The sequence below is a fragment of the Actinophytocola sp. genome, from assembly GCF_036555685.1.
Classification (GTDB): Bacteria; Actinomycetota; Actinomycetes; order Mycobacteriales; family Pseudonocardiaceae; genus Actinophytocola.
The window spans coordinates 56,800-74,762 of the sequence record NZ_DATBKY010000047.1 but is presented as its reverse complement, the minus strand read 5'-3'; the positions used below and the strand labels follow the sequence as shown (position 1 = coordinate 74,762).

General features: G+C 70.9%; 17 protein-coding genes, 1 tRNA gene and 2 pseudogenes. 12 read left to right on the top strand and 8 right to left on the bottom strand.

Annotated elements, in window-relative coordinates; all coding sequences use genetic code 11:
- Positions 1-246, top strand: a pseudogene (locus VH969_RS05425) (recombinase family protein); the annotation flags it as partial.
- Here the strand turns inward: VH969_RS05425 and VH969_RS05420 are convergent.
- Positions 228-311 (bottom strand) — tRNA-Leu (locus tag VH969_RS05420). The pseudogene VH969_RS05425 and the gene VH969_RS05420 overlap by 19 nt on opposite strands.
- 72 nt (positions 312-383) lie before the next feature.
- Here VH969_RS05420 and VH969_RS05415 point away from each other — a divergent pair.
- The gene (locus VH969_RS05415) at positions 384-1,712 is read left to right on the top strand and encodes a M20/M25/M40 family metallo-hydrolase (protein WP_331971286.1); all 1,329 of its coding nucleotides are present in this window, start codon (positions 384-386) and stop codon (positions 1,710-1,712) included.
- A 150-nt stretch (positions 1,713-1,862) separates the two neighbouring features.
- Complete coding sequence (locus VH969_RS05410) at positions 1,863-2,405, top strand: DUF2231 domain-containing protein (protein WP_331971283.1); 543 nt, start codon at positions 1,863-1,865, stop codon at positions 2,403-2,405.
- Between the two features lie 8 nt (positions 2,406-2,413).
- On the opposite strand, the gene VH969_RS05405 is transcribed toward VH969_RS05410, so the two are convergent.
- The 3 genes from VH969_RS05405 to VH969_RS05395 all read right to left on the bottom strand — a co-directional run bounded on the left by VH969_RS05405 (position 2,414) and on the right by VH969_RS05395 (position 4,791).
- On the bottom strand, positions 2,414-2,629 hold the full coding sequence (locus VH969_RS05405; RefSeq protein ID WP_331971280.1) for a DUF5703 family protein: 216 nt from the start codon (positions 2,627-2,629) through the stop codon (positions 2,414-2,416).
- Positions 2,626-3,630 carry a YncE family protein gene (locus tag VH969_RS05400; RefSeq protein WP_331971277.1) on the bottom strand — a complete coding sequence of 335 codons (1,005 nt, stop codon included), beginning with the start codon at positions 3,628-3,630 and terminating at the stop codon, positions 2,626-2,628. Before VH969_RS05400 ends, VH969_RS05405 begins: the two co-directional genes overlap by 4 nt.
- Positions 3,631-3,813: 183 nt before the next feature.
- The gene (locus VH969_RS05395; RefSeq protein ID WP_331971274.1) at positions 3,814-4,791 is read right to left on the bottom strand and encodes an aldo/keto reductase; all 978 of its coding nucleotides are present in this window, start codon (positions 4,789-4,791) and stop codon (positions 3,814-3,816) included.
- A gap of 105 nt (positions 4,792-4,896) precedes the next feature.
- On the opposite strand from VH969_RS05395, the gene VH969_RS05390 reads away from it, so the two are divergent.
- The 6 genes from VH969_RS05390 to VH969_RS05365 all read left to right on the top strand — a co-directional run bounded on the left by VH969_RS05390 (position 4,897) and on the right by VH969_RS05365 (position 9,371).
- Positions 4,897-5,946 (top strand): LLM class F420-dependent oxidoreductase, encoded by a 1,050-nt coding sequence (locus VH969_RS05390; RefSeq protein ID WP_331971271.1) that lies wholly within the window; start codon positions 4,897-4,899, stop codon positions 5,944-5,946.
- A gap of 44 nt (positions 5,947-5,990) precedes the next feature.
- Positions 5,991-6,830, top strand: coding sequence for an undecaprenyl-diphosphate phosphatase (locus VH969_RS05385; protein WP_331971269.1), 840 nt, complete (start codon positions 5,991-5,993; stop codon positions 6,828-6,830).
- Positions 6,831-6,859: 29 nt separating this feature from the next.
- Positions 6,860-7,567 carry a histidine phosphatase family protein gene (locus VH969_RS05380; RefSeq protein WP_331971266.1) on the top strand — a complete coding sequence of 236 codons (708 nt, stop codon included), beginning with the start codon at positions 6,860-6,862 and terminating at the stop codon, positions 7,565-7,567.
- A 128-nt stretch (positions 7,568-7,695) separates the two neighbouring features.
- Entirely contained in the window at positions 7,696-8,346 is a 651-nt protein-coding gene (locus VH969_RS05375) for a hypothetical protein (protein WP_331971264.1), read from the top strand.
- A 17-nt stretch (positions 8,347-8,363) separates the two neighbouring features.
- Complete coding sequence (locus tag VH969_RS05370; protein ID WP_331971261.1) at positions 8,364-8,867, top strand: hypothetical protein; 504 nt, start codon at positions 8,364-8,366, stop codon at positions 8,865-8,867.
- A gap of 24 nt (positions 8,868-8,891) precedes the next feature.
- Entirely contained in the window at positions 8,892-9,371 is a 480-nt protein-coding gene (locus VH969_RS05365) for a hypothetical protein (protein WP_331971258.1), read from the top strand.
- Here VH969_RS05365 and VH969_RS05360 read toward each other — a convergent pair.
- Both VH969_RS05360 and VH969_RS05355 read right to left on the bottom strand, forming a co-directional pair.
- The gene (locus VH969_RS05360; protein ID WP_331971255.1) at positions 9,357-12,653 is read right to left on the bottom strand and encodes a GH92 family glycosyl hydrolase; all 3,297 of its coding nucleotides are present in this window, start codon (positions 12,651-12,653) and stop codon (positions 9,357-9,359) included. The two genes, VH969_RS05365 and VH969_RS05360, sit on opposite strands and share 15 nt — an antisense overlap.
- Positions 12,654-12,754: 101 nt before the next feature.
- On the bottom strand, positions 12,755-13,132 hold the full coding sequence (locus VH969_RS05355; RefSeq protein ID WP_331971252.1) for a VOC family protein: 378 nt from the start codon (positions 13,130-13,132) through the stop codon (positions 12,755-12,757).
- Between the two features lie 46 nt (positions 13,133-13,178).
- Between VH969_RS05355 and VH969_RS05350 the strand changes: the two genes are divergently transcribed.
- From VH969_RS05350 to VH969_RS34630, 3 genes and pseudogenes are all read left to right on the top strand, one after another.
- On the top strand, positions 13,179-14,093 hold the full coding sequence (locus tag VH969_RS05350; RefSeq protein WP_349257577.1) for a phosphorothioated DNA-binding restriction endonuclease: 915 nt from the start codon (positions 13,179-13,181) through the stop codon (positions 14,091-14,093).
- 86 nt (positions 14,094-14,179) lie between these two features.
- Entirely contained in the window at positions 14,180-15,034 is an 855-nt protein-coding gene (locus VH969_RS05345) for an SCO6745 family protein (protein ID WP_331971248.1), read from the top strand.
- Positions 15,024-15,560, top strand: a pseudogene (locus tag VH969_RS34630) (GNAT family N-acetyltransferase, cg3035/Rv0428c family); the annotation flags it as partial. The gene VH969_RS05345 and the pseudogene VH969_RS34630, both read left to right, overlap by 11 nt.
- Positions 15,561-15,731: 171 nt before the next feature.
- Here the strand turns inward: VH969_RS34630 and VH969_RS05335 are convergent.
- On the bottom strand, positions 15,732-17,045 hold the full coding sequence (locus VH969_RS05335) for a M20/M25/M40 family metallo-hydrolase (protein WP_331971244.1): 1,314 nt from the start codon (positions 17,043-17,045) through the stop codon (positions 15,732-15,734).
- On the bottom strand, positions 17,038-17,865 hold the full coding sequence (locus VH969_RS05330) for a M55 family metallopeptidase (RefSeq protein WP_331971241.1): 828 nt from the start codon (positions 17,863-17,865) through the stop codon (positions 17,038-17,040). The genes VH969_RS05335 and VH969_RS05330 overlap by 8 nt, the downstream gene beginning before the upstream one ends.
- Positions 17,866-17,963 lie beyond the last annotated feature (98 nt).

The window sequence follows — 17,963 nt, the reverse complement described above, 5'->3', positions numbered from 1 at the left end:
GGAGCTGCGGCGAAAGCCGAACTGGAAAACCTGCCCGAGCCGAGTCAAGTGACGGCCGAGGAGATCTACGCGCGCATCGACATGATCGGCGAACTGGGCACCAGCCTGTCGAGCGCACAGCCCGAACGCCTCAACAAGCTGTACGACGCGATTGGACTGGAACTGCGCTACACACCGGACGCGCAACGCGTCCACGTCTCAACGACTTTGCGTGTAGCTAACGAGTGTGTCCGAGGGGGGACTTGAACCCCCACGCCCTTGTCGGGCACTAGCACCTCAAGCTAGCGCGTCTGCCATTCCGCCACTCGGACCAGGTGTGGGGCATAGCGTATCGGACGGGTGGGGCGGCGCCCAACCGGGCTCGGCGATGGTAGGAAGGGGCCGTGACCCAACCCCGTGACACCAGCGCGCAGGCCCAGGACGAGGCCGTTTCCATCACGAGCGAGCTCATTCGGATCGACACCTCCAACACCGGCGAGCCGGAGACCACTGTGGGGGAGCGGGCCGCTGCCGACTACGTCGCGGGGCAGCTCGAGGAGGTGGGCTACGAGGTCACTCGGCTCGACTCGGGGGGTCCGGGGCGATCGAATGTCTTCGTCCGGATCGAGGGGGCGGATCCGAGCCGGAGCGCGCTGCTGGTTCATGGGCACCTCGACGTGGTGCCGGCGGACCCGACCGAGTGGTCCGTGCATCCGTTCTCGGGCGCCATCCAGGACGGGTACATCTGGGGGCGCGGCGCCGTCGACATGAAGGACATGGTCGGCATGATGTTGGCCGTCGCTCGGCGGTTTCGGCGGGATGGGATCGTGCCGCCTCGGGATCTGGTCTTTGCGTTCTTGGCTGACGAGGAGGCCGGCGGGGCGTTCGGGTCGCAGTGGCTCGTCAAGAACCGGGCCGATCTGTTCGACGGGGTCACCGAGGCCGTCGGCGAGGTGGGCGGGTTCTCGATCACCCTCGGCGACGACCTGCGCGCGTACACGATCGAGATCGCCGAGAAGGGGATCGCGTGGATGCGGTTGCGGGTGCGCGGGACCGCCGGCCACGGGTCGATGCTCCACGACGACAACGCCGTCACGAAGCTGTCCGCCGCGGTGGGCAGGCTGGGGGAGCACCAGTTCCCGATCGTCGTCACCGACTCGGTGCGGGCCTTCCTCAACTCGATCGCCGCGCTGACGGGCGCCGAGTTCGACAAGGACGACCTCGCGGGCTCCGTCGCGAAGCTGGGGTCCTTCGCGCGGGCGATCGGCGCGACCCTGCGTGACACGGCGAACCCGACGATGCTGACCGCCGGCTACAAGGCCAACGTCATCCCCTCGGTCGCCGAGGCGGTCGTCGACTGCCGGGTGCTCCCGGGCCGCGAGGCCGCGTTCGAGCGCGAGCTCGACGAGATCCTCGGCCCCGACGTCGAGCGCGAGTGGGTCACGCACCTGCCGGCCGTGGAGACGACGTTCGACGGCGATCTCGTCGACGCCATGACCACGGCGGTCGTCGCGGAGGACCCCGGCGCGCACACGATCCCGTACATGCTCTCCGGCGGCACCGACGCCAAGGCCTTCCAGGACCTGGGCATCCGCTGCTTCGGCTTCTCGCCGCTGCGCCTGCCACCCGACCTCGACTTCAGCGCGCTCTTCCACGGCGTCGACGAGCGCGTGCCGGTCGAGGCGGTGCGGTTCGGGACCCGGGTGCTGGACCGGTTCCTCCGGAACTGCTGAACCCGGAACCGGCTCCGCGACTGACTCCGCGACCGCCGGCGGAGACCCGACGAAAGTCGGATAGTTGAAATTTTTACTTGCGTTTCGCGTACCCTCTGTAACTCTCATGCACCAGAGTCAGTCCGACGTTGCGGACCTAACGGAGGAATCGTGCTGCCCGAAACCATCGGTGGACTTCCGTTCCACGCCCTCATCGTGCACTTCACGGTCGTGCTGCTGCCCGTCGCCGCGGTCGGGTCGCTGCTCACGGCCGTGTGGCCGGCGGTACGCAGGCGGTTCGGCTGGCTCACCGTCGCGGCCGCGGTCGTCTCCACCGTGCTGGTGCCGATCACCACGTCGAGCGGGGACGACCTGAAGGAGGGGCTCGGGGGCGGCAACCCCCTCATCGACAAGCACGAGGCGCTCGCGGACATGATGCTCTGGTGGGCGCTCGGCATGACTGTCGCGGTGATCGCGCTGATGATCCTGCACGAGGTGACCGAGCGGCAGGCGACCACGGAACCCGACATCGACGGTGGCGGCTCGGTGGCGACCGCGACCACGACGAAGCGCTTGACCGGCCTCACGGTGGGCCTGGTCGTGGCCATGCTCGCCACGGTCGCCCTCTCGATCGGCACCGGCGTCCACATCTACCGCGTGGGAGATGCCGGCGCCCACGCGGTGTGGCAGGACGTCGGTACGAATCTGAAATAGGGGACTAGCTAGAGGCTGAGACCGGGCAGGAGGCCGACGGAGCGGCGCCGCTTCAGCAGCACCCGCCGGCTCCCGTCCGAGTACAAGCGCACGTTGGACAGCTCCCAGCCGGCGAACTCCGCGTGGATGGACAGCTGTGTGGCCGCTGCGCGTCGCGACACCCCGGGGGGCAGGCGCAACGGCCGGTACTCCCAGTCCCCGTCGATCACCCCGTCTGCACTCATACGGCAATCACCTGAATTCCCTTTCCAGTAGCGGACGCGACGACGACGCGCCCGCTGATCGGGTCCACGGCAACGTTGTTCGGCTGCTCCACGGTCGGGAACCGGTACTTCTCCTCCGGCTGCCCGCCGGCGACGTCGAAACCGACGACCTCGTTGGTCGCGGTGAGCGTCACCCACGCGAGGTCGCGCTTCGGGTCGTAGGCGAGGGCATAGGGCGCGCCGGCGACCGGGTAGCGCTGGCGCATCAGCAGCGGGTCGAGTGAGAACGCCAGCAGCGCTCCACCGCGGGTGTCCGTGACGAGCACGCGACCGAACCGGTCGGTGACGGCGTTCGTCGCGCCGTCGCCGGCCCGCAGGCCCTCGTCGACCGTGCCGGCGCGGACGTCGAGCTCGAACAGCGCGTTGCGCAGCCGGTCGAACACGACGGCGTGCTCGCCGGTCGCGAGCACCTGGTCGGCGCTGTAGAGACCGCCGCTGATCATCCGGTAGATCCTGTCGCCACCGAGCACGGCCACGGCCTTGCGGTCGCGCACCGCGACGAGCGTGCGGTCGCCGTAGCCGGCGGCGCTGACCGGCTCTCCACGGATCGGCGCCGGCTCGGTCGCCCCGCCGGGCAGCGTGATCCGGACGAGCTCGCCCGACGAGCCAGCCGCGGCCAGCAGCGGTCCGCCCGGGCGGGCGAGAGTCAGCGTGTCGGCGGGGCCGGGCAGCGCGACCTTGGTGGGCGCGGCGAGCTCACCCGAATCCCCGATCTTGTACAGCAGGACGGCCGGCGGCTTGTCGACCGCGACGGCGAGCAGCCTCGTGCCGGCGTCGACGATCATGGCGGTCGGCTTGCCGGACAGGGCATGGACGGTTCCCGCCGGTTCGGCCGTAGCCGCCGGCGACCGCGCCGCGGTTGCCGCGACGGGGTCGTCCGACACCATCAACTCGTCGCTGGGCTCGCCGGAAGAGCAAGCGGCACTCACCGCGGCGCAGCTCGCGAGCACCACGGCAACCATGCGACGCAACATCGACCTCCGACACATTCACCGGCCCCGAACGGTGTGTCGCACGACGTGACGAACACCCTGCGTCACACCGGCGGGACGTTCCCTCCAGCATGCTCCAATCCCGGCCGCGACGCTAACCCCTGTTTCGGGTGTCTGGCCCCGGATGTGGTCACTCCCGGTCAGAATCGCCGGTCAGCTGAGGCGGGCCTCCGGGTAGCCGAGCTCGATGTCGCTCACGTCGTCCAGCGCGGCGCGGATCGCGGCCGGCAGCGTCAGCTCCTCGGAAACGAGCGAGCCGAGCAGCTGGCCGGTGTCGCGCGCGCCGACGACCGCGGACGCCACGCCGGGCCGGTCGCGCACCCACGCGAGCGCGACCGACAGGGGAGAGGTGGCGAGCCCGTCGGCAGCGGTGACGACGGCCTGCACGATGCGCGCGGCTCGCTCGGTGCGGTGGTGGTCGACGTAGGCGGCGAAGTGGGGGGAGGCGCCGCGCGAGTCGGCCGGTGTCGCGGCGCGGTACTTGCCGGTGAGCACGCCGCGGCCGAGCGGCGCCCACGCCAGCAGCCCGATGCCGTGGTGTGCCGCGGCCGGTCCGACCTCGCGCTCGAGGCCGCGCTCGAGCAGCGAGTACTCCATCATCGTGCTGACGATCGGCGGGGCGAGCGGCTTGGTCCGCTGCAGCTGGGCGGCGGTGGCGAGCTGCCAGCCCGAGTAGTTCGACACGCCGGCGTAGCGGACCTTGCCGCTCGTCACCGCGTGGTCGACGGCCGAGAGCGTCTCGTCGATGTGGACCGCGGTGTCCCAGGCGTGCAGCTGCCAGAGGTCGATGTGGTCGACGCCGAGCCTGCGCAGCGATCCCTCGAGCGCGGTCAGCAGCGCGCCGCGGGAGGCGCCGCCGCCGAACGGGCCCTCGTCGCGGCGGGCCACGGCCTTCGTGGCGAGCACGACCTCCTGGCGCGGCACGAGGTCGTCGAGCAGCGAGCCCAGGATCCGCTCGGCCTCGCCGTCGTTGTAGACGTCCGCGGTGTCGACGAGCGTGCCGCCGAGGTCGGCGAACGCGACGAGCTGGTCGGCCGCCTCGTCGGCGTCGGTGTCGTGGCCCCAGGTCATCGTGCCCAGGCCGATCCTGGACACCCGTAGCCCGCTTCGCCCGAGGTGTCTCTGCTCCACCGGGGAAGCCTATGCGGATGATCGCGTTATCGCTGGCAGGCACCCCGGTGAACATCACAGTTGGCAGCGGGCCAACTACGGGCCGGCTATCGGTATGGTCGGCGGATGCGACTCGGACTGAACCTGGGCTACTGGGGTGCCGGCAACGACGCGAACAACCTCGAACTGGCCAAGGAGGCGGACCGGCTCGGGTACTCGGTGGCCTGGGCCGCCGAGGCGTACGGCTCCGACGTGCCGACCGTGCTCGCGTGGGTGGCCGCGCAAACCGAGCGGATCGACGTCGGCAGCGCGATCCTGCAGATCCCCGCGCGGCAGCCGACGATGGCCGCGATGACGGCCGCGACCCTGGACACGCTCTCCGGCGGCCGGTTCCGGATGGGCCTCGGCGTGTCCGGCCCGCAGGTCTCGGAGGGCTGGTACGGGGTCAAGTTCGACAAGCCGCTGGCGCGCACCCGCGAGTACGTCGACATCGTGAAGAAGGCGCTGCGCCGCGAGCGGGTCACGTTCGAGGGCAAGCACTTCACGCTGCCGCTGCCCGACGGCCCGGGCAAGCCGCTGAAGCTGATCGTCCACCCGGTCCGCGAACAGATCCCGATCTACCTCGCGTCCATCGGGCCCAAGAACCTCCAGCTGACCGGCGAGGTCGCGGACGGCTGGCTCGCGATCTTCTACTCGCCGGAGTACGCGCGCGAGTCGCTGGAGCTGATCCGGCAGGGCCGGGAGAAGGCCGGCAAGACGATGGCCGGGTTCGACGTCGTGCCGACCACGCCGCTCGTCGTCGGCGACGACTGGCGGGCGAGTGCGGACCTGGTGCGCCACTACGCGGCGCTGTACGTCGGCGGCATGGGCAGCCGCGAGCAGAACTTCTACAACAACCTCGCCTGCCGGATGGGCTACGAGGCGGAGGCCGCCGAGATCCAGAACCTGTACCTCGCGAAGGACTACGCGGGCGCGGCGGCGAAGGTGCCGCTGGGCTTCCTCGACTCGACGTCGCTGCTCGGGCCGCGTGAGCGCATCGCGGAGAAGATGCAGGCGCTCGCCGAGTCGGGGGTCACCACGCTGACGGTTTCGACCGTGCTGCAAGATCTCGAGCAGAGCGTCGCGGCGCTGCGCGTCGCGGTCGAGGCTCTGGACAAGGCGGGCGTCGGCGATTGACCGGGTGAGGACCCGGCTCGCCGGCAAGACGGCGAGGACGGTTCTTGACTACCACGATCAGCATCCTTGACTCGGTCATCCTCGGGGTCGTGGAGGGCCTGACGGAGTTCCTCCCGGTCTCCTCGACCGGGCACCTCAAGATCGCGGAGGGGTTCCTCGACATCCCCGTCGACGACCCGGCCGTGGTCGGGTTCACCGCGGTGATCCAGGTCGGTGCGATCGCGGCCGTGCTCGTGTACTTCTTCGGCGACATCGTCCGGTTGCTGCGCGCCTGGGGCCGCGGGCTGGTGAACAGGGCCGCGCGCGCGGACCACGACTACAAGTTCGCCTGGTGGATCATCTTCGCCACCATCCCGATCGTCATCGTCGGCATCCTCGCCCAGGCCCTGATCAAGGGTCCGCTCGCGTCGCTGTGGATCGTGGCCGGCTCGCTTATCGTCGGCAGCGCGGTCATGTGGCTCGCGGAGAAGCTCGGCACGCAGAAGCGCGGCGAGTCGGAGGTCACGTTCACCGACTCGATGCTGGTGGGCTCCTCGCAGATCCTCGCGATGCTCTTCCCCGGCTTCTCCCGCTCCGGCGCGACGATCTCCACCTCACTGCTGCTGGGCCTGGACCGGGTCACCGCGACGCGGCTGTCCTTCTTCCTGTCGATCCCGGCGCTCACCGGTGCGGGCATCTACGAGCTCAAGGACGCGCTCGGCGCGGGCGTCGGCGCCGGCCCACTCGTCGTCGGCACGATCGTGTCGTTCGTCGTCGCGTACGCCTCGGTCGCGTGGCTGCTGCGGTTCGTGGCCCGGCACACCATCATCGGGTTCGCGGTCTACCGGGTCGTCCTCGGGGTGGCGCTGTTCGGCATGCTTGCCGCCGGCGTCCTCGAGCCATGATCCATCACGTCACGACGTAGGGTCGTCGCGTGGCCACAGTCGTACTGCTCCGGCACGCCCGTTCCACCGCCAACGGATCCGGCGTGCTCGCCGGGCGCTCGCCGGGCGTCGAGCTCGACGAGACCGGGCACAAGCAAGCGGCCGCGCTCGTGGACCGGCTCGCGCAGGTGCCGCTCGCGGACATCGTCTGCTCGCCGCTGCTGCGCTGCCAGCAGACCGTGACCCCGCTCGCGCAGGCCCGCGGGCTCACGCCGGTCACCGAGGACTCGCTGTCCGAAGTGGACTACGGGCAGTGGACCGGACGCGAGCTCAAGACCCTGTTCAACGAGAAGCTGTGGGCGGTGGTGCAGCAGCACCCGTCGGCCGCGGTGTTCCCGGAGGGCGAGGGCCTGGCGAACGTGCAGACGCGGGCGGTCGCGGCGGTGCGGGCGCACGACGCGCGGATCAGCGCGGCGCACGGTCCGCGCGCGGTGTGGTTGCTGTGCAGCCACGGCGACGTGCTGAAGGCGATCATCGCGGACGCGCTCGGCCAGCACCTGGACTCGTTCCAGCGGATCGTGGTGAACCCCGCGTCGGTGTCGGTGGTGCAGTACACCGAGACCCGGCCGTTCGTGCTGCGGGTCAACGACACCGGCGGCGAGCTGGCGAGCATCGTGCCGCCCGAGCCCAAGCCCGAGCAGGAGGCGCCGGCGGCCGGCGACGCGGTGCCGGGAGGAGCCCCTGGTCGCCCGGCGTGACCAGCTCGCCACGCAGATGACGACACCGCCACGATTATGGGTGAAACCGCCGGGTTGTCGCGAACGATTGTGCCAGTATTCGGGCCACTGATTTCTGTTCCGCTGCGGCGGACCATCGAGGAGTTTCCATGACACAGCCATACGGCCAGCAGCCTGGCGGCACCCCGGGTGGCGGCTTCCAGCAACAGGGTGGCACCCCGGGCGGCGGTTTCCAGCAGCCCGGCGGTCCCAACCCGGGCAGCGGAGGCTTCCAGCAACCGGGGACCGGGGGGTACCCCCAGGCCCCGCAAGCCCCTGCCTACCAGCAGGGCTACGGCGGGATGCCGCAGGCTCCGCAGGAGTACAGCGGCGGGCCGATCGCACGACCGGGTGTCGTGACGGCGGCGGCGGTGCTCGCCTACGTCCAGGCCGGTATCACGGCGATCACCACGATCCTCGTGTTCATCGGCGCCACCAACATGGAGGGCGGCATGATGGCCCTCCAGTTGCTGATCGGCCTCGTGCAGGCGGTCGGCGTCGCCCTGCTGATCATGGGTGGCGTGCAGATCATGGCCGGCAAGAGCCGCAACATCCTGATCGCGGGTTGCGTGGTGGAACTGGTGCTCTGCCTGTTCTACATCATCCTCTACGCGGCGATCCCGTCCGGCGGCATCGACGTCATCCAGGGTGCGAAGGCCGTGCTGATCGGCTTCGCGATCTTCTTCGCGATCATGCCGACGATCAGCCTGGTGCTCGCGCGCAACGCGCAGACCACGCAGTACCTGCAGTCCCGGCGCTGAGGCCGGCGGTCGGGGACATGACTGAAGCGGATGACCGGGCAGGCCGCGAACCGGACGTCGGCACCATGCCGACGGATCCAGGGGAGCCGGCCGGCCCGGTCGCCCGTCCGTCTGTGACGACGGCGGCCGGCGTGCTCGCCTTCGCCCAGGCCGCCGCCACGGCGCTCGCCACGGCCGTCGTGGTGACCGCGTTGATCACGATCGCCTCGTTCGGCAGCGTCGAGACCGCACGCCAGGCCGGGATCTACATCGGGAGCACGGTCGCCGAAGGCTGGGTCGCGGCCGTCGTCCAGCTCGCCGGCATCGTCGTGCTGATCGTCGCCGGCCGGCGGGTGCTGTCCGGCACCGGCGAGCGGCTGTACCTGACGGCGATGGGCCTGCAGGTGGTCCTGTGTGTCTACTGGCTCATCCGGGGTGCGTTCGCGCTGGTGCCGCTGGTACTGCTGATCATGCCGCTGCTGGGCGTGGTCTTCCTGCTCGGCGCGGCCAGCCAGGAATACATCCGCGCCCGCTCGAGCTAGCGTGGCGACCGCCGAGGAGCGCCCATGAGACCACCGGCGCCACAGGACAACAGCGCTCCCGACCGCCCCACGCAGGCGTCCGCGGCGGCCGTGCTCGCCTTCGTCCAAGCCGGCGTCACCGCCCTTCCCACCGCTGACCTGCTGGTGGCCGCGGCCCTGGCGGACTCCCACCGTGCCGGCATGTCCACGCTCGCGCTCTTCGCGGTGCAGGCGATCGGTATCTGCTTCCTGATCGCGGGCGGCGTTGAGATCCTGCGTGGCAGGGACCGCGGGCTACTGGTCGTGGGCTGCGTGCTCCAGTTGGCGCTCTGCGTCTTCCACGCCGTGTACTGGCCGATGACCGGCACGACCCCATGGGGTACTTACCTGGCCGCCCGGCCGTTCAGCACCGCCCCGCTGGCAACAGGGTTCGCGATGCTGCCGATCATGGGCATCCTGCTGTGCTTCGACCGGCAGACGACGGAGTTCCTCCGGTCGCGGAAGGCGTTGTCACCGGGCGAGTAGCTCGAGCTGGGCCAGGCAGACGGTCGGGGTGCCGGTGTTCTCCGTGATGTCCAGCCGGTAGTGGACGTACGGACCGGGATTTGCCACCGCGAACGCGCGCGTCTGGCGCCGCCACGGGAATGTCTCCCGCGCCCGCTCGTCCAGCACCACCCAGTTCGTCCCGTCCGTCGATCCGCGCAGCGTCCAGCTGCGTGGATCGTCCTTGCGCGTGCCGGAGGTCAGCGTGTAGTACCGCACGGTCACCGGGTCGACCGTGGTCCGGTAGCTGATCCACGCGGTGGGGGAGTTGAACACGACCTGGGTGCGGCTCGTGTCGTCGAACAGCGGGGCCACGTTCACCCCGCCGCTGCCCTCACCGAAGCCCTCGTCGGTGATGTCGTGCATGGGCCGCGGCAACGTGTCGGGCAGCGTGAGCGACGGCGGCAGCGCCTCCGGCGAGCAGCCCCAGCCGCTCGGCGACGGGCCCATCTGGAAGTCCAGCACGGCACCGTTCGCGATCATCTCGTGTGTCAGGTAGGCCTTGTCGTAGGAGGCGCCGTTGACGCGCAAGCCCGTGACGTAGACGTTGGCGGGGCTGTTGTTCGGCGCGTTGACGATGATCTCGCCGCCGCTCGCGAGCTTGACCGTGGCCTTGCGGAACAGCGGCGAGCCGATGACGTACTCGGGGCTGCCGACCCGCAGCGGGTAGAAACCGAGCGCGCTGAACAGCCACCACGCGGACATCTCGCCGTTGTCCTCGTCGCCGTAGTAGCCCTGGCCGATCTCGCTGCCGGCGTAGAGGCGGGCGAGCACGTCGCGGACCTTCTCCTGCGTGCGCCACAGCGCACCGGTGTAGGCGTACATGTACGGGATGTGGTGTGAGGGCTGGTTGCTGTGCCCGTACTGGCCCATCCGCACGTCGCGTGCCTCGGCCATCTCGTGGATGCCGCGCCAGTACTTCCCGCGTGCCCGGCCGGTCTCCGGTGTCGCGAAGAACTCGTCCAGCTTCGCGGTCATCGCGTGCCGGCCGCCGTGCAGGCCGGCCAGACCGGCGCCGTCGTGGGGCACGGAGAACGCGGTGTTCCACGCGTTGGTCTCCACGTAGTCCCCGCCCCAGGCACGCGGGTCGAACTGGTTCGCGGTGTGCCGCCAGCGGCCGTTGTCCTTGCGCCCCTGGAAGAAGCCGATGCTGAAGTCGAACGAGTGGACGTACTGCACCGCCCGGTCGAGGAAGTACTCGTGGTTGTCCTTGTCGCCGAGCATGGCGGCGAGGTTGGCGATGCCGAAGTCGTTGATGCAGCCCTCGAGCGCCCACGACAGGCCGTACTCGACGGAGGTCGGGGTGTACCCGCTGAAGATCGACCGCTCGAGTCCCTTGCGGCCCACCGCGCTGTCCGGCGGGGCGACCGTCGCGTTGCGCAGGGCGGCGGCGTAGGCGGCCTGGACGTCGAAGCCGCGCACGCCCTTGAGGTACGCGTCGGCGAACGCGACGTCGGAGCTGGTGCCGGTCATGAGGTCGGCGTGGCCGGGGGAGGACCAGCGCGCGATCCACCCGCTGTCCTTGTACTGCTGGACGAACCCGTCGATGAGCTCGCCGCAGTGGGCCGGGTCGAGCAGCGCGTGGGCGGGCCACGCGGTGCGGTAGGTGTCCCAGAACCCGTTGTTCGCGTAGGCCTTGCCGGACACGAGCGTGGCGCCGGTCTGGGTCGGCGTGTTCTTGCGGGCGGGCTTCATGAACGGGCTCGCGTACGCGTACGCGGGCTGCTCGTCGGTGCCGGTGTTCTCGTGCAGGCGGTTGGGGTAGAGGTGCAGCCGGTAGAGGTTCGAGTAGAGCGTGGTGAGCTGGTCCTCGGTGGCGCCCTCGACCTCGATGCGGCCGAGGCGCTCGTCCCAGAGCTGGGCCGCGCGCTCGCGGACGGTCTCGAACGTGTCCGCGTCGGAGATCTCCAGCCACAGGTTGCGCTTGGCCTGCGCGATGCTGATCAGCGACGTGGCGACCCGCATCGTCACGACGGTCCGGCCGGCCGGGTCGGGCTCGAAGCGCAGGTACCCGGTGACGTTGCGGGTGAAGAACCACCGCCACAGGTGGCCGCCGGCGGCGATCGGGCGGTCGAACGTGGCGTAGAAGAACATCCGCGTCGCGCCGGCGGACAGTCCACTTCGGACGTCGGTGTAGCCGGACACGGTGCCGCCGACGGGATCCAGGACGAGCCGGCCCTGCCGGCCGATGTTGTCGAAGATCAGGTTGGCGTCCTCGCCGGGGAACGTGAAGCGCAGCAGTGCGGCGTGGTCGGTGGGCGCGATGTCCGCGCGGATGCCGTTGGTGAACCGGACGCCGTAGTGGTGGGGGCGGGCGATCTCGTTGCGGTGCCGGAAGGTCAGGCCGCGTGCCTTGCGACCGGCGCGTGGCTTGCCGGCGGTGGCGGAGGGCAGCACCTGGAACGTCTGCCGGTCGCCCAGCCACGGGCTCGGCTGGTGGCTTACCGACAACGCCTGGATCGCGGGCAGGTTCCGGTCGTTGTTGTGACGCTGGTAGGCGTAGAGCCAGTCCTTGGTGCCGGCGTCGGTGACCGGTGTCCAGAAGTTGAACCCGTGCGGCACGGCGGCCGCCGGGAACGTGTTGCCGCGCGAGTACCCCTTGGCCGAGTCCGTGCCGCGGGTGGTGATCACGTAGTCGGCCGGGCGGCGCTGCTCTGGCTTGGGGCGGTCGACGATCGAGATGTCGTCGACCCAGCCGGCGAACTCCGCGGGGCCGGCTGGGTTGTCGTAGGCGAGCAGGACCTTGACCGCGACCTTGCCCTCGGCGACCCCGCCGATGCGGACGGACCGGTGGTTCCACTGGCCGGGTGCGAGCGCGCGGGACTCGCCCTGGCCGCGTGCGGTCCAGGCGAAGCCGAGCTGATCGGCGAGGCCGAGCTCGGACAGGCGCGTGCCGTCGTCGAAGGCGAGGTCGAGGCAGACGAAGGTGCTCGGGTAGCGCAGGTCGTCGCCGAGGAGCTCGGGGAAGATCACGTAGGAGAGCTCCGTGTCGCGCGCGATGAGCATGTCGACGAGGAAGAGCTTGTTGACCACGCTCGCGGGGCCGCGCGCGGCGTGGCTGCCCTGGTAGCGCAGGGCGCGGGTGCCGGTGAAGCCGACGCCGGCCTTGCCCGTGTACGGCTTGCCGGGGCCGCCGCCCTCGCGGGTACTCATCGTGGCGCCGGCGACGCGGGGTCTGCCGTCGTCGTCGATGTCGACGACGTCGATCCAGGTCAGCGGGGGGTCGGTGTTCTCGAAAGAAGAGAAGAAACCCCGAGCACCCATTCCGCGCCGCTCCTCACCCACGTAGCCCCACCACCGGTGGCGCATGATCCTAGAGTCACGAACCGGCCCGCCGAAGCCCCCGGCCGGAGGGTCTGGAGCGGTCAGCCCGTTTCGAACGGGATGTTCGCGGTGAGGCAGAAGGGGTGGCCGGCGGGGTCGTGGAAGACGCGCCACTGGTCGGGTTGTGGCTGGTGTTCGGCCTTGGTGGCGCCCAGCCGGAGCGCCTCGGCCTCCGCCTCGTCGAGGTCGCGGACGGCGAGGTCGAGGTGGATGTGCTTGGGCGTGTCCCCACCGGGCCAGGTCGGCTGCCGGTAGCCGGGCACCCGGATCATGGCGATCATCATGCCCCCGGCCCGCACGACGGACACCTGCTCGTCGCCGCCGATCACCGCTCCGTCGAGCAACCCTGCCCAGAACTCGGCGAGCGGAACGGTTTCCGCGCAGTCGAGCGACACCATGCCAAGGCGAGCGACGGACATGGCCACATGTTAGAGCCGATGCCGCGGCTCGCGTCCGCGGTCGGGCATGATCCATGTCGTGGCGACAAAGCCGTGGTCCAGAGACGAGGTACTGACCCAGCTGGCGTCGCTGCGGCAGCACCAGCAGCAGGGCCGGCGCTCACCGCACAAGCGGCTGCTCGTACTTCTCGCGCTGGGCCGGCTCGCGGCCGAGGGGACGAGCACGCTCGCCTGGTCTGCGACCGCGGACAAGCTCGCTGACGTGATCCGGGACTTCGGCCCGCCCTCGTCGACATCGCGGACTCAGAGCGCGGCTTACCCCTTTACCCGATTACGTTCGGACGAAATCTGGACGCTCGACCACGAAGTACCCAACGACAACGTCCGACCGCTCACCGAACACGAGGTCGTCGGCCGCCTGATACCCGAACTCGAAGAAGCCCTGAAAGACCCGGACATCGCCGGCGCCGCGGCGCGGCAGCTGGTCGAAGCCGAGTTTCCCCCGACCATCGCCCCCGATGTGCTGACGGCGGTCGGACTCGATCCCGATCTCGTTCTCGGCGCGCCCGGCACCGCGATCCCTCCGCGGCGGCGGCGAGGATCATGGCCGGCCGCGATCCTGACCGCCTGGGACCGGCAGTGCGCGTTCTGCGGGTTCGACGGCCAGCTCGGCGCGGCCACCGTCGGCGTGGAGGCTGCCCACGTGCGCTGGTTCGGCTTCGGCGGTCCGGACGAGCTCGACAACGGCGTGGCCCTGTGCTCGTTGCACCACAAGCTGTTCGACCATGGGGTGCTGGGCCTCGGTGACGACTTGCGGATCATCGTCTCCGCGGGCTTCACGAGCCGCACGTCCACCGGGCAGACCGTCTACGACCTTCATCACCGCCCGCTCCGGATGCGACCCGGCACGCCGCGGCCCGCGGCGGCACATATCGCATGGCACATCGACCAGGTCTTCAAACGGCCGGCGCTCACCGGGTGATTCGTCGTATCGGTTGAGATCCGTCACGGTCGTGCCGCTTCGGGGCTGGGTGGCGCATGATCATAGGGAGACGGAAGGAGCCGCCGATGCATCCCGCACGTCGGTTGTGGACCGCGCTGGAACCGTTGCACGGGGTCGTCTACTTCGCGCCCGGCGTGCGTGACGCCGGCATCGCGGTCGGGCTGCGGGGCTTCTGGATGACCTACTTCGCCTTCCGCGCCGCACCGCTCGGGCAGGTCGGGGCGGCGGCCGTGGTCGCGACGTTCGCCGGGTTCGAGCCGTCCATGGTGTTCAAGGCCCTGCCGGACGCGTGGTCGCGTGCCACGCCCGCCACCTGCCTCGACGCCCGCTCGGAGGTGGCCGTGGCGGCGCTGCGGTCGGCCGGGGTCGACGAGGCCGCGTGCGCCGAGGCGGTCCCGCTCCTCGCGCCGGTCGCCAACTCGGCCGACCCGACCGGGCGGGCGCTCTACGCGGCGAACGCGTCCCTTCCCTTGCCGGCGGATCCGGTCGCCGCGATGTGGCAGCTCGCGACGACGCTGCGCGAACACCGCGGCGACGGGCACGTGGCGGCCCTTCTCTCGCACGGCGTGACCGGTCTCGAAGCCCTCGTGCTGCAGGTCGGCGCCGGCAAGTTCCCCGCCGAGCTGATGCGGTCCGTGCGCGGCTGGTCGGTGGACGACTGGGACGCGGCCGCCAAGGCGCTGCGCTCACGCGGGATGCTGGACTACGACGGCACCCTGACCGCCTGGGGCCGGGAGTTCCTGGACGCGATCGAGGAGCGCACCGACGAGCGGGCGTGGACCGGCGGGCTGTCGACGCTGGGGGAGGCCGGCGTCGAGAAGGTCATCGCGACGTTACGGCCTTCGGTGGCGGCCCTCTGGCGCGCCGGGATCCTGCCCGAGATCAACCCGACCGGGCTGCCGCCGGGCCGTGTGGGATGAGCTGCTGCGCCGCGGCTGGCCCGCGTTGTCCGAAGTGGACATCGACGGCTGGGTGGCGCGGCTGTCGGGCGGGGTGACGCAGCGGGCGAACTCGGTGGCTCCGCTCGCGGAGCCACCGCGCGTCAGCGCGGCGATCGACGAGGTCGAGCGGCTCTACGCCGGCCGCGGCCTGCCGGCGATCTTCCAGCTGGGCCCCACCGTCCACCCGCCGGACCTGGACGCGCGGCTGGCCGCGCGCGGCTACACCTACGGCTCGCCGACCTCGGTCGAGGTGGCGCAGGTGGCGGACCTGCTGGGCGGGTTGCCACGAGGGGAGGTGCTGGTCGCCGACGAGCCGGACGAGGCGTGGATGGACCTGTGGTGGGCCATCGACGGGCGGGGTGACGAGGCGGCGCGGGCAGTGGCGCGGCGGATCCTGACCAGCGGGCCGGCCCGGTACGGCAGCGTGCTCGACGACGATGGTGTCGCCGCGGTGGCGCGGGTGGCGATCGTCGGGGAATGGGGCGGGCTGTACTGCATGGCGGTCCGGCCGGACGCGCGGCGGCGCGGGCTCGGCAGGGTGCTGCTGCGCGGGGCTGCTCGAGGGCGCGAGCGTGCGGCACTGCTGGCTGCAGGTGCGCGAGGACAACCCGGGCGCGCGGGCGTTCTACGCCCGGGCCGGGTTCCGCCAGGCCGCCCGGTACCACTACCGGACCCGCTAGACCGTCGAGAGGAACCGGTCGAGCACGTTCGCGCCGAAGCGCAGGCCTTCGACCGGCACCCGCTCGTCCACGCCGTGGGCCATAAGCCGGTGGTCGAAGTCCTCGGGCACCCACAGCGGCGCGAACCCGTAGCAGTCGATGCCCAGCCCGGCGAAGGCCTTCGCGTCCGTGCCGCCGCCCATGCAGAACGGCACGACCACCGCGCCGGGGTCCTCGGCGGCCAGGGCGTCCGCCATGGCCGTGAACCACGGCGAGTCGACCGGCGCCTGCACCGGTGGCTGGTCGGTGACCAGCTCGCGGGTGACCTCCGGCCCGATCAGCCGGTCGACCTCGGCGAGCAGGTCGTCCTGGGTCCCGGGCAGCACCCGGGTGTCGATCTGCGCGGACGCCGTGCCGGGGATGACGTTGACCTTGTAGCCGGCGTCGAGCACGGTCGGCGTGGTGCTGTTGCGCACCGTGTTCTCCGCGATCTTCGCCGCCGACCCGAACCGGCGCAGCGTGTCGTCGACCGCCCCGTCGGAGGACAGGTCCACCGCGATGCCGAGTGCCGCGCCCGCCCGCTCGAAGAACGCGCGCACGGCGGGTGTCAGCACGACCGGCCACCGGTGTTCGGACAGCCGCTGCACGGCGGCGACGAGCTTGCGCACGGCGTTGTCGTCGTTGCGCCGCGAGCCGTGCCCGGCCCGGCCGGTCGCGGTCAGCTTCAGGTGCGAGGTGCCGCGCTCGGCGGTCGCCACCGGGTAGAGCCGGACCTGCGCACCCGCGGCCGACGCCGCGCGCACGGTGTAGCCGCCGGACTCGCCGATCGCCGCGCCGACGCCGTCGAACAGCCGGCGGTGCTCCGCGACGAGCCAGTGCGCGCCCCACTCGCCCTTGTCCTCCTCGTCGGCCACGAACGCGAGCACGAGGTCCCGCCGCGGCCCGCGCCCCTCGGCCGCCCACCGGTGCACGACGGTCAGCACGGTGGCGCACATGTCCTTCATGTCCACCGCGCCGCGGCCCCACACGTAGCCGTCGCGGATCTCGCCGGCGAAGGGCGGCACCGTCCATTCAGCCGGGTCGGCGGGAACCACGTCGAGGTGGGCGTGCACGAGCAGCGGAGGCAGCGCCGGGTCAGACCCGGGCACGCGGGCGAGCACGTTGCTGCGCCGCGGCGAGCGCTCGAGCAGCGTCGGCGTGACCCCCGCCGCGGACAGGTTCGCGGCGATGTACTCGGCCGCGTCGCGTTCGCCCATGGAGTCGCCGTTGCCGAGGTTGGTCGTGTCGTACCTGATCAGCTGCGCGCACAGTTCCTCGACGGCCTCAGCCATAGCTGCCCTCCACGGCCCCGCTCGCGATGGCGGTGACCACCTTGAACGCCTTCATCGCATCGGTCATGGACGCGGCATCGAAACCGACCCGGCGCACGTCCAGCAGTTCGACGGTCGGCACCACGGCCGCGGCCGCGGCGAGGTGAGCCGCGTCGAACTCGACCTCGATCCGGTGCCCGCCGGCGGAGCCCGCGAAACGTCCGGCCCGCTTCATGCCGACCCGCGCGGCGTCGGTGATCATGGTCGCGGTGACCGCGGGCGGGATGCAGATCGCGGCGTAGCGGCTGACGCACTCCTTCACCGCCACGGCCTGCGCCTCCGGGTCGTACTCGCGAGCGTCCGCGCAGGTCAGGTCGTCGCCGGTGACCAGCAGGACGGGCACGCCGTGCTCGGCGGCGAGCGCCGAGTTGAGCCGGCCCTCGCTGGCCCGCACGCCGTCGAGCCACACGCCGGTGATCTGGTTCGGCAGGTAGGTGTGAGAGAGGACACCGTCAAGGCCGGCGGCCGCGTGGTAGCCGAGGAACACCACGCCGTCCACACCGGAGTCGATGCCCTGCATCATCGACAGCGGCTTGTGCCTGCCGGTGAGCATGCGCGCCCGCGTGTCGAGGTCCTCGAGCAGGATGTTGCGCTGCGACGAGTGCGCCTCGTTCACCAGGACGTCTGTCGCGCCGCCCGCGAACAGCCCGGCGACGCAGGCGTTCACGTCGCCGGTGAACATCTTCCGGAACCGCTGCCACTGCTCGGTACCCACCTCGACGTCCGCGGTCCACGTGACGCCCGTCGCGCCTTCCATGTCGGCTGAAATCATGATCCGCACGCGCTCCACGTTACGGCTTGGTACACGTCGCCGACACTTGTTGACTTTCTCAAGTGATAGGTGGTTACTTCCTCTCAACTATCAGGAAGAGGTGATCA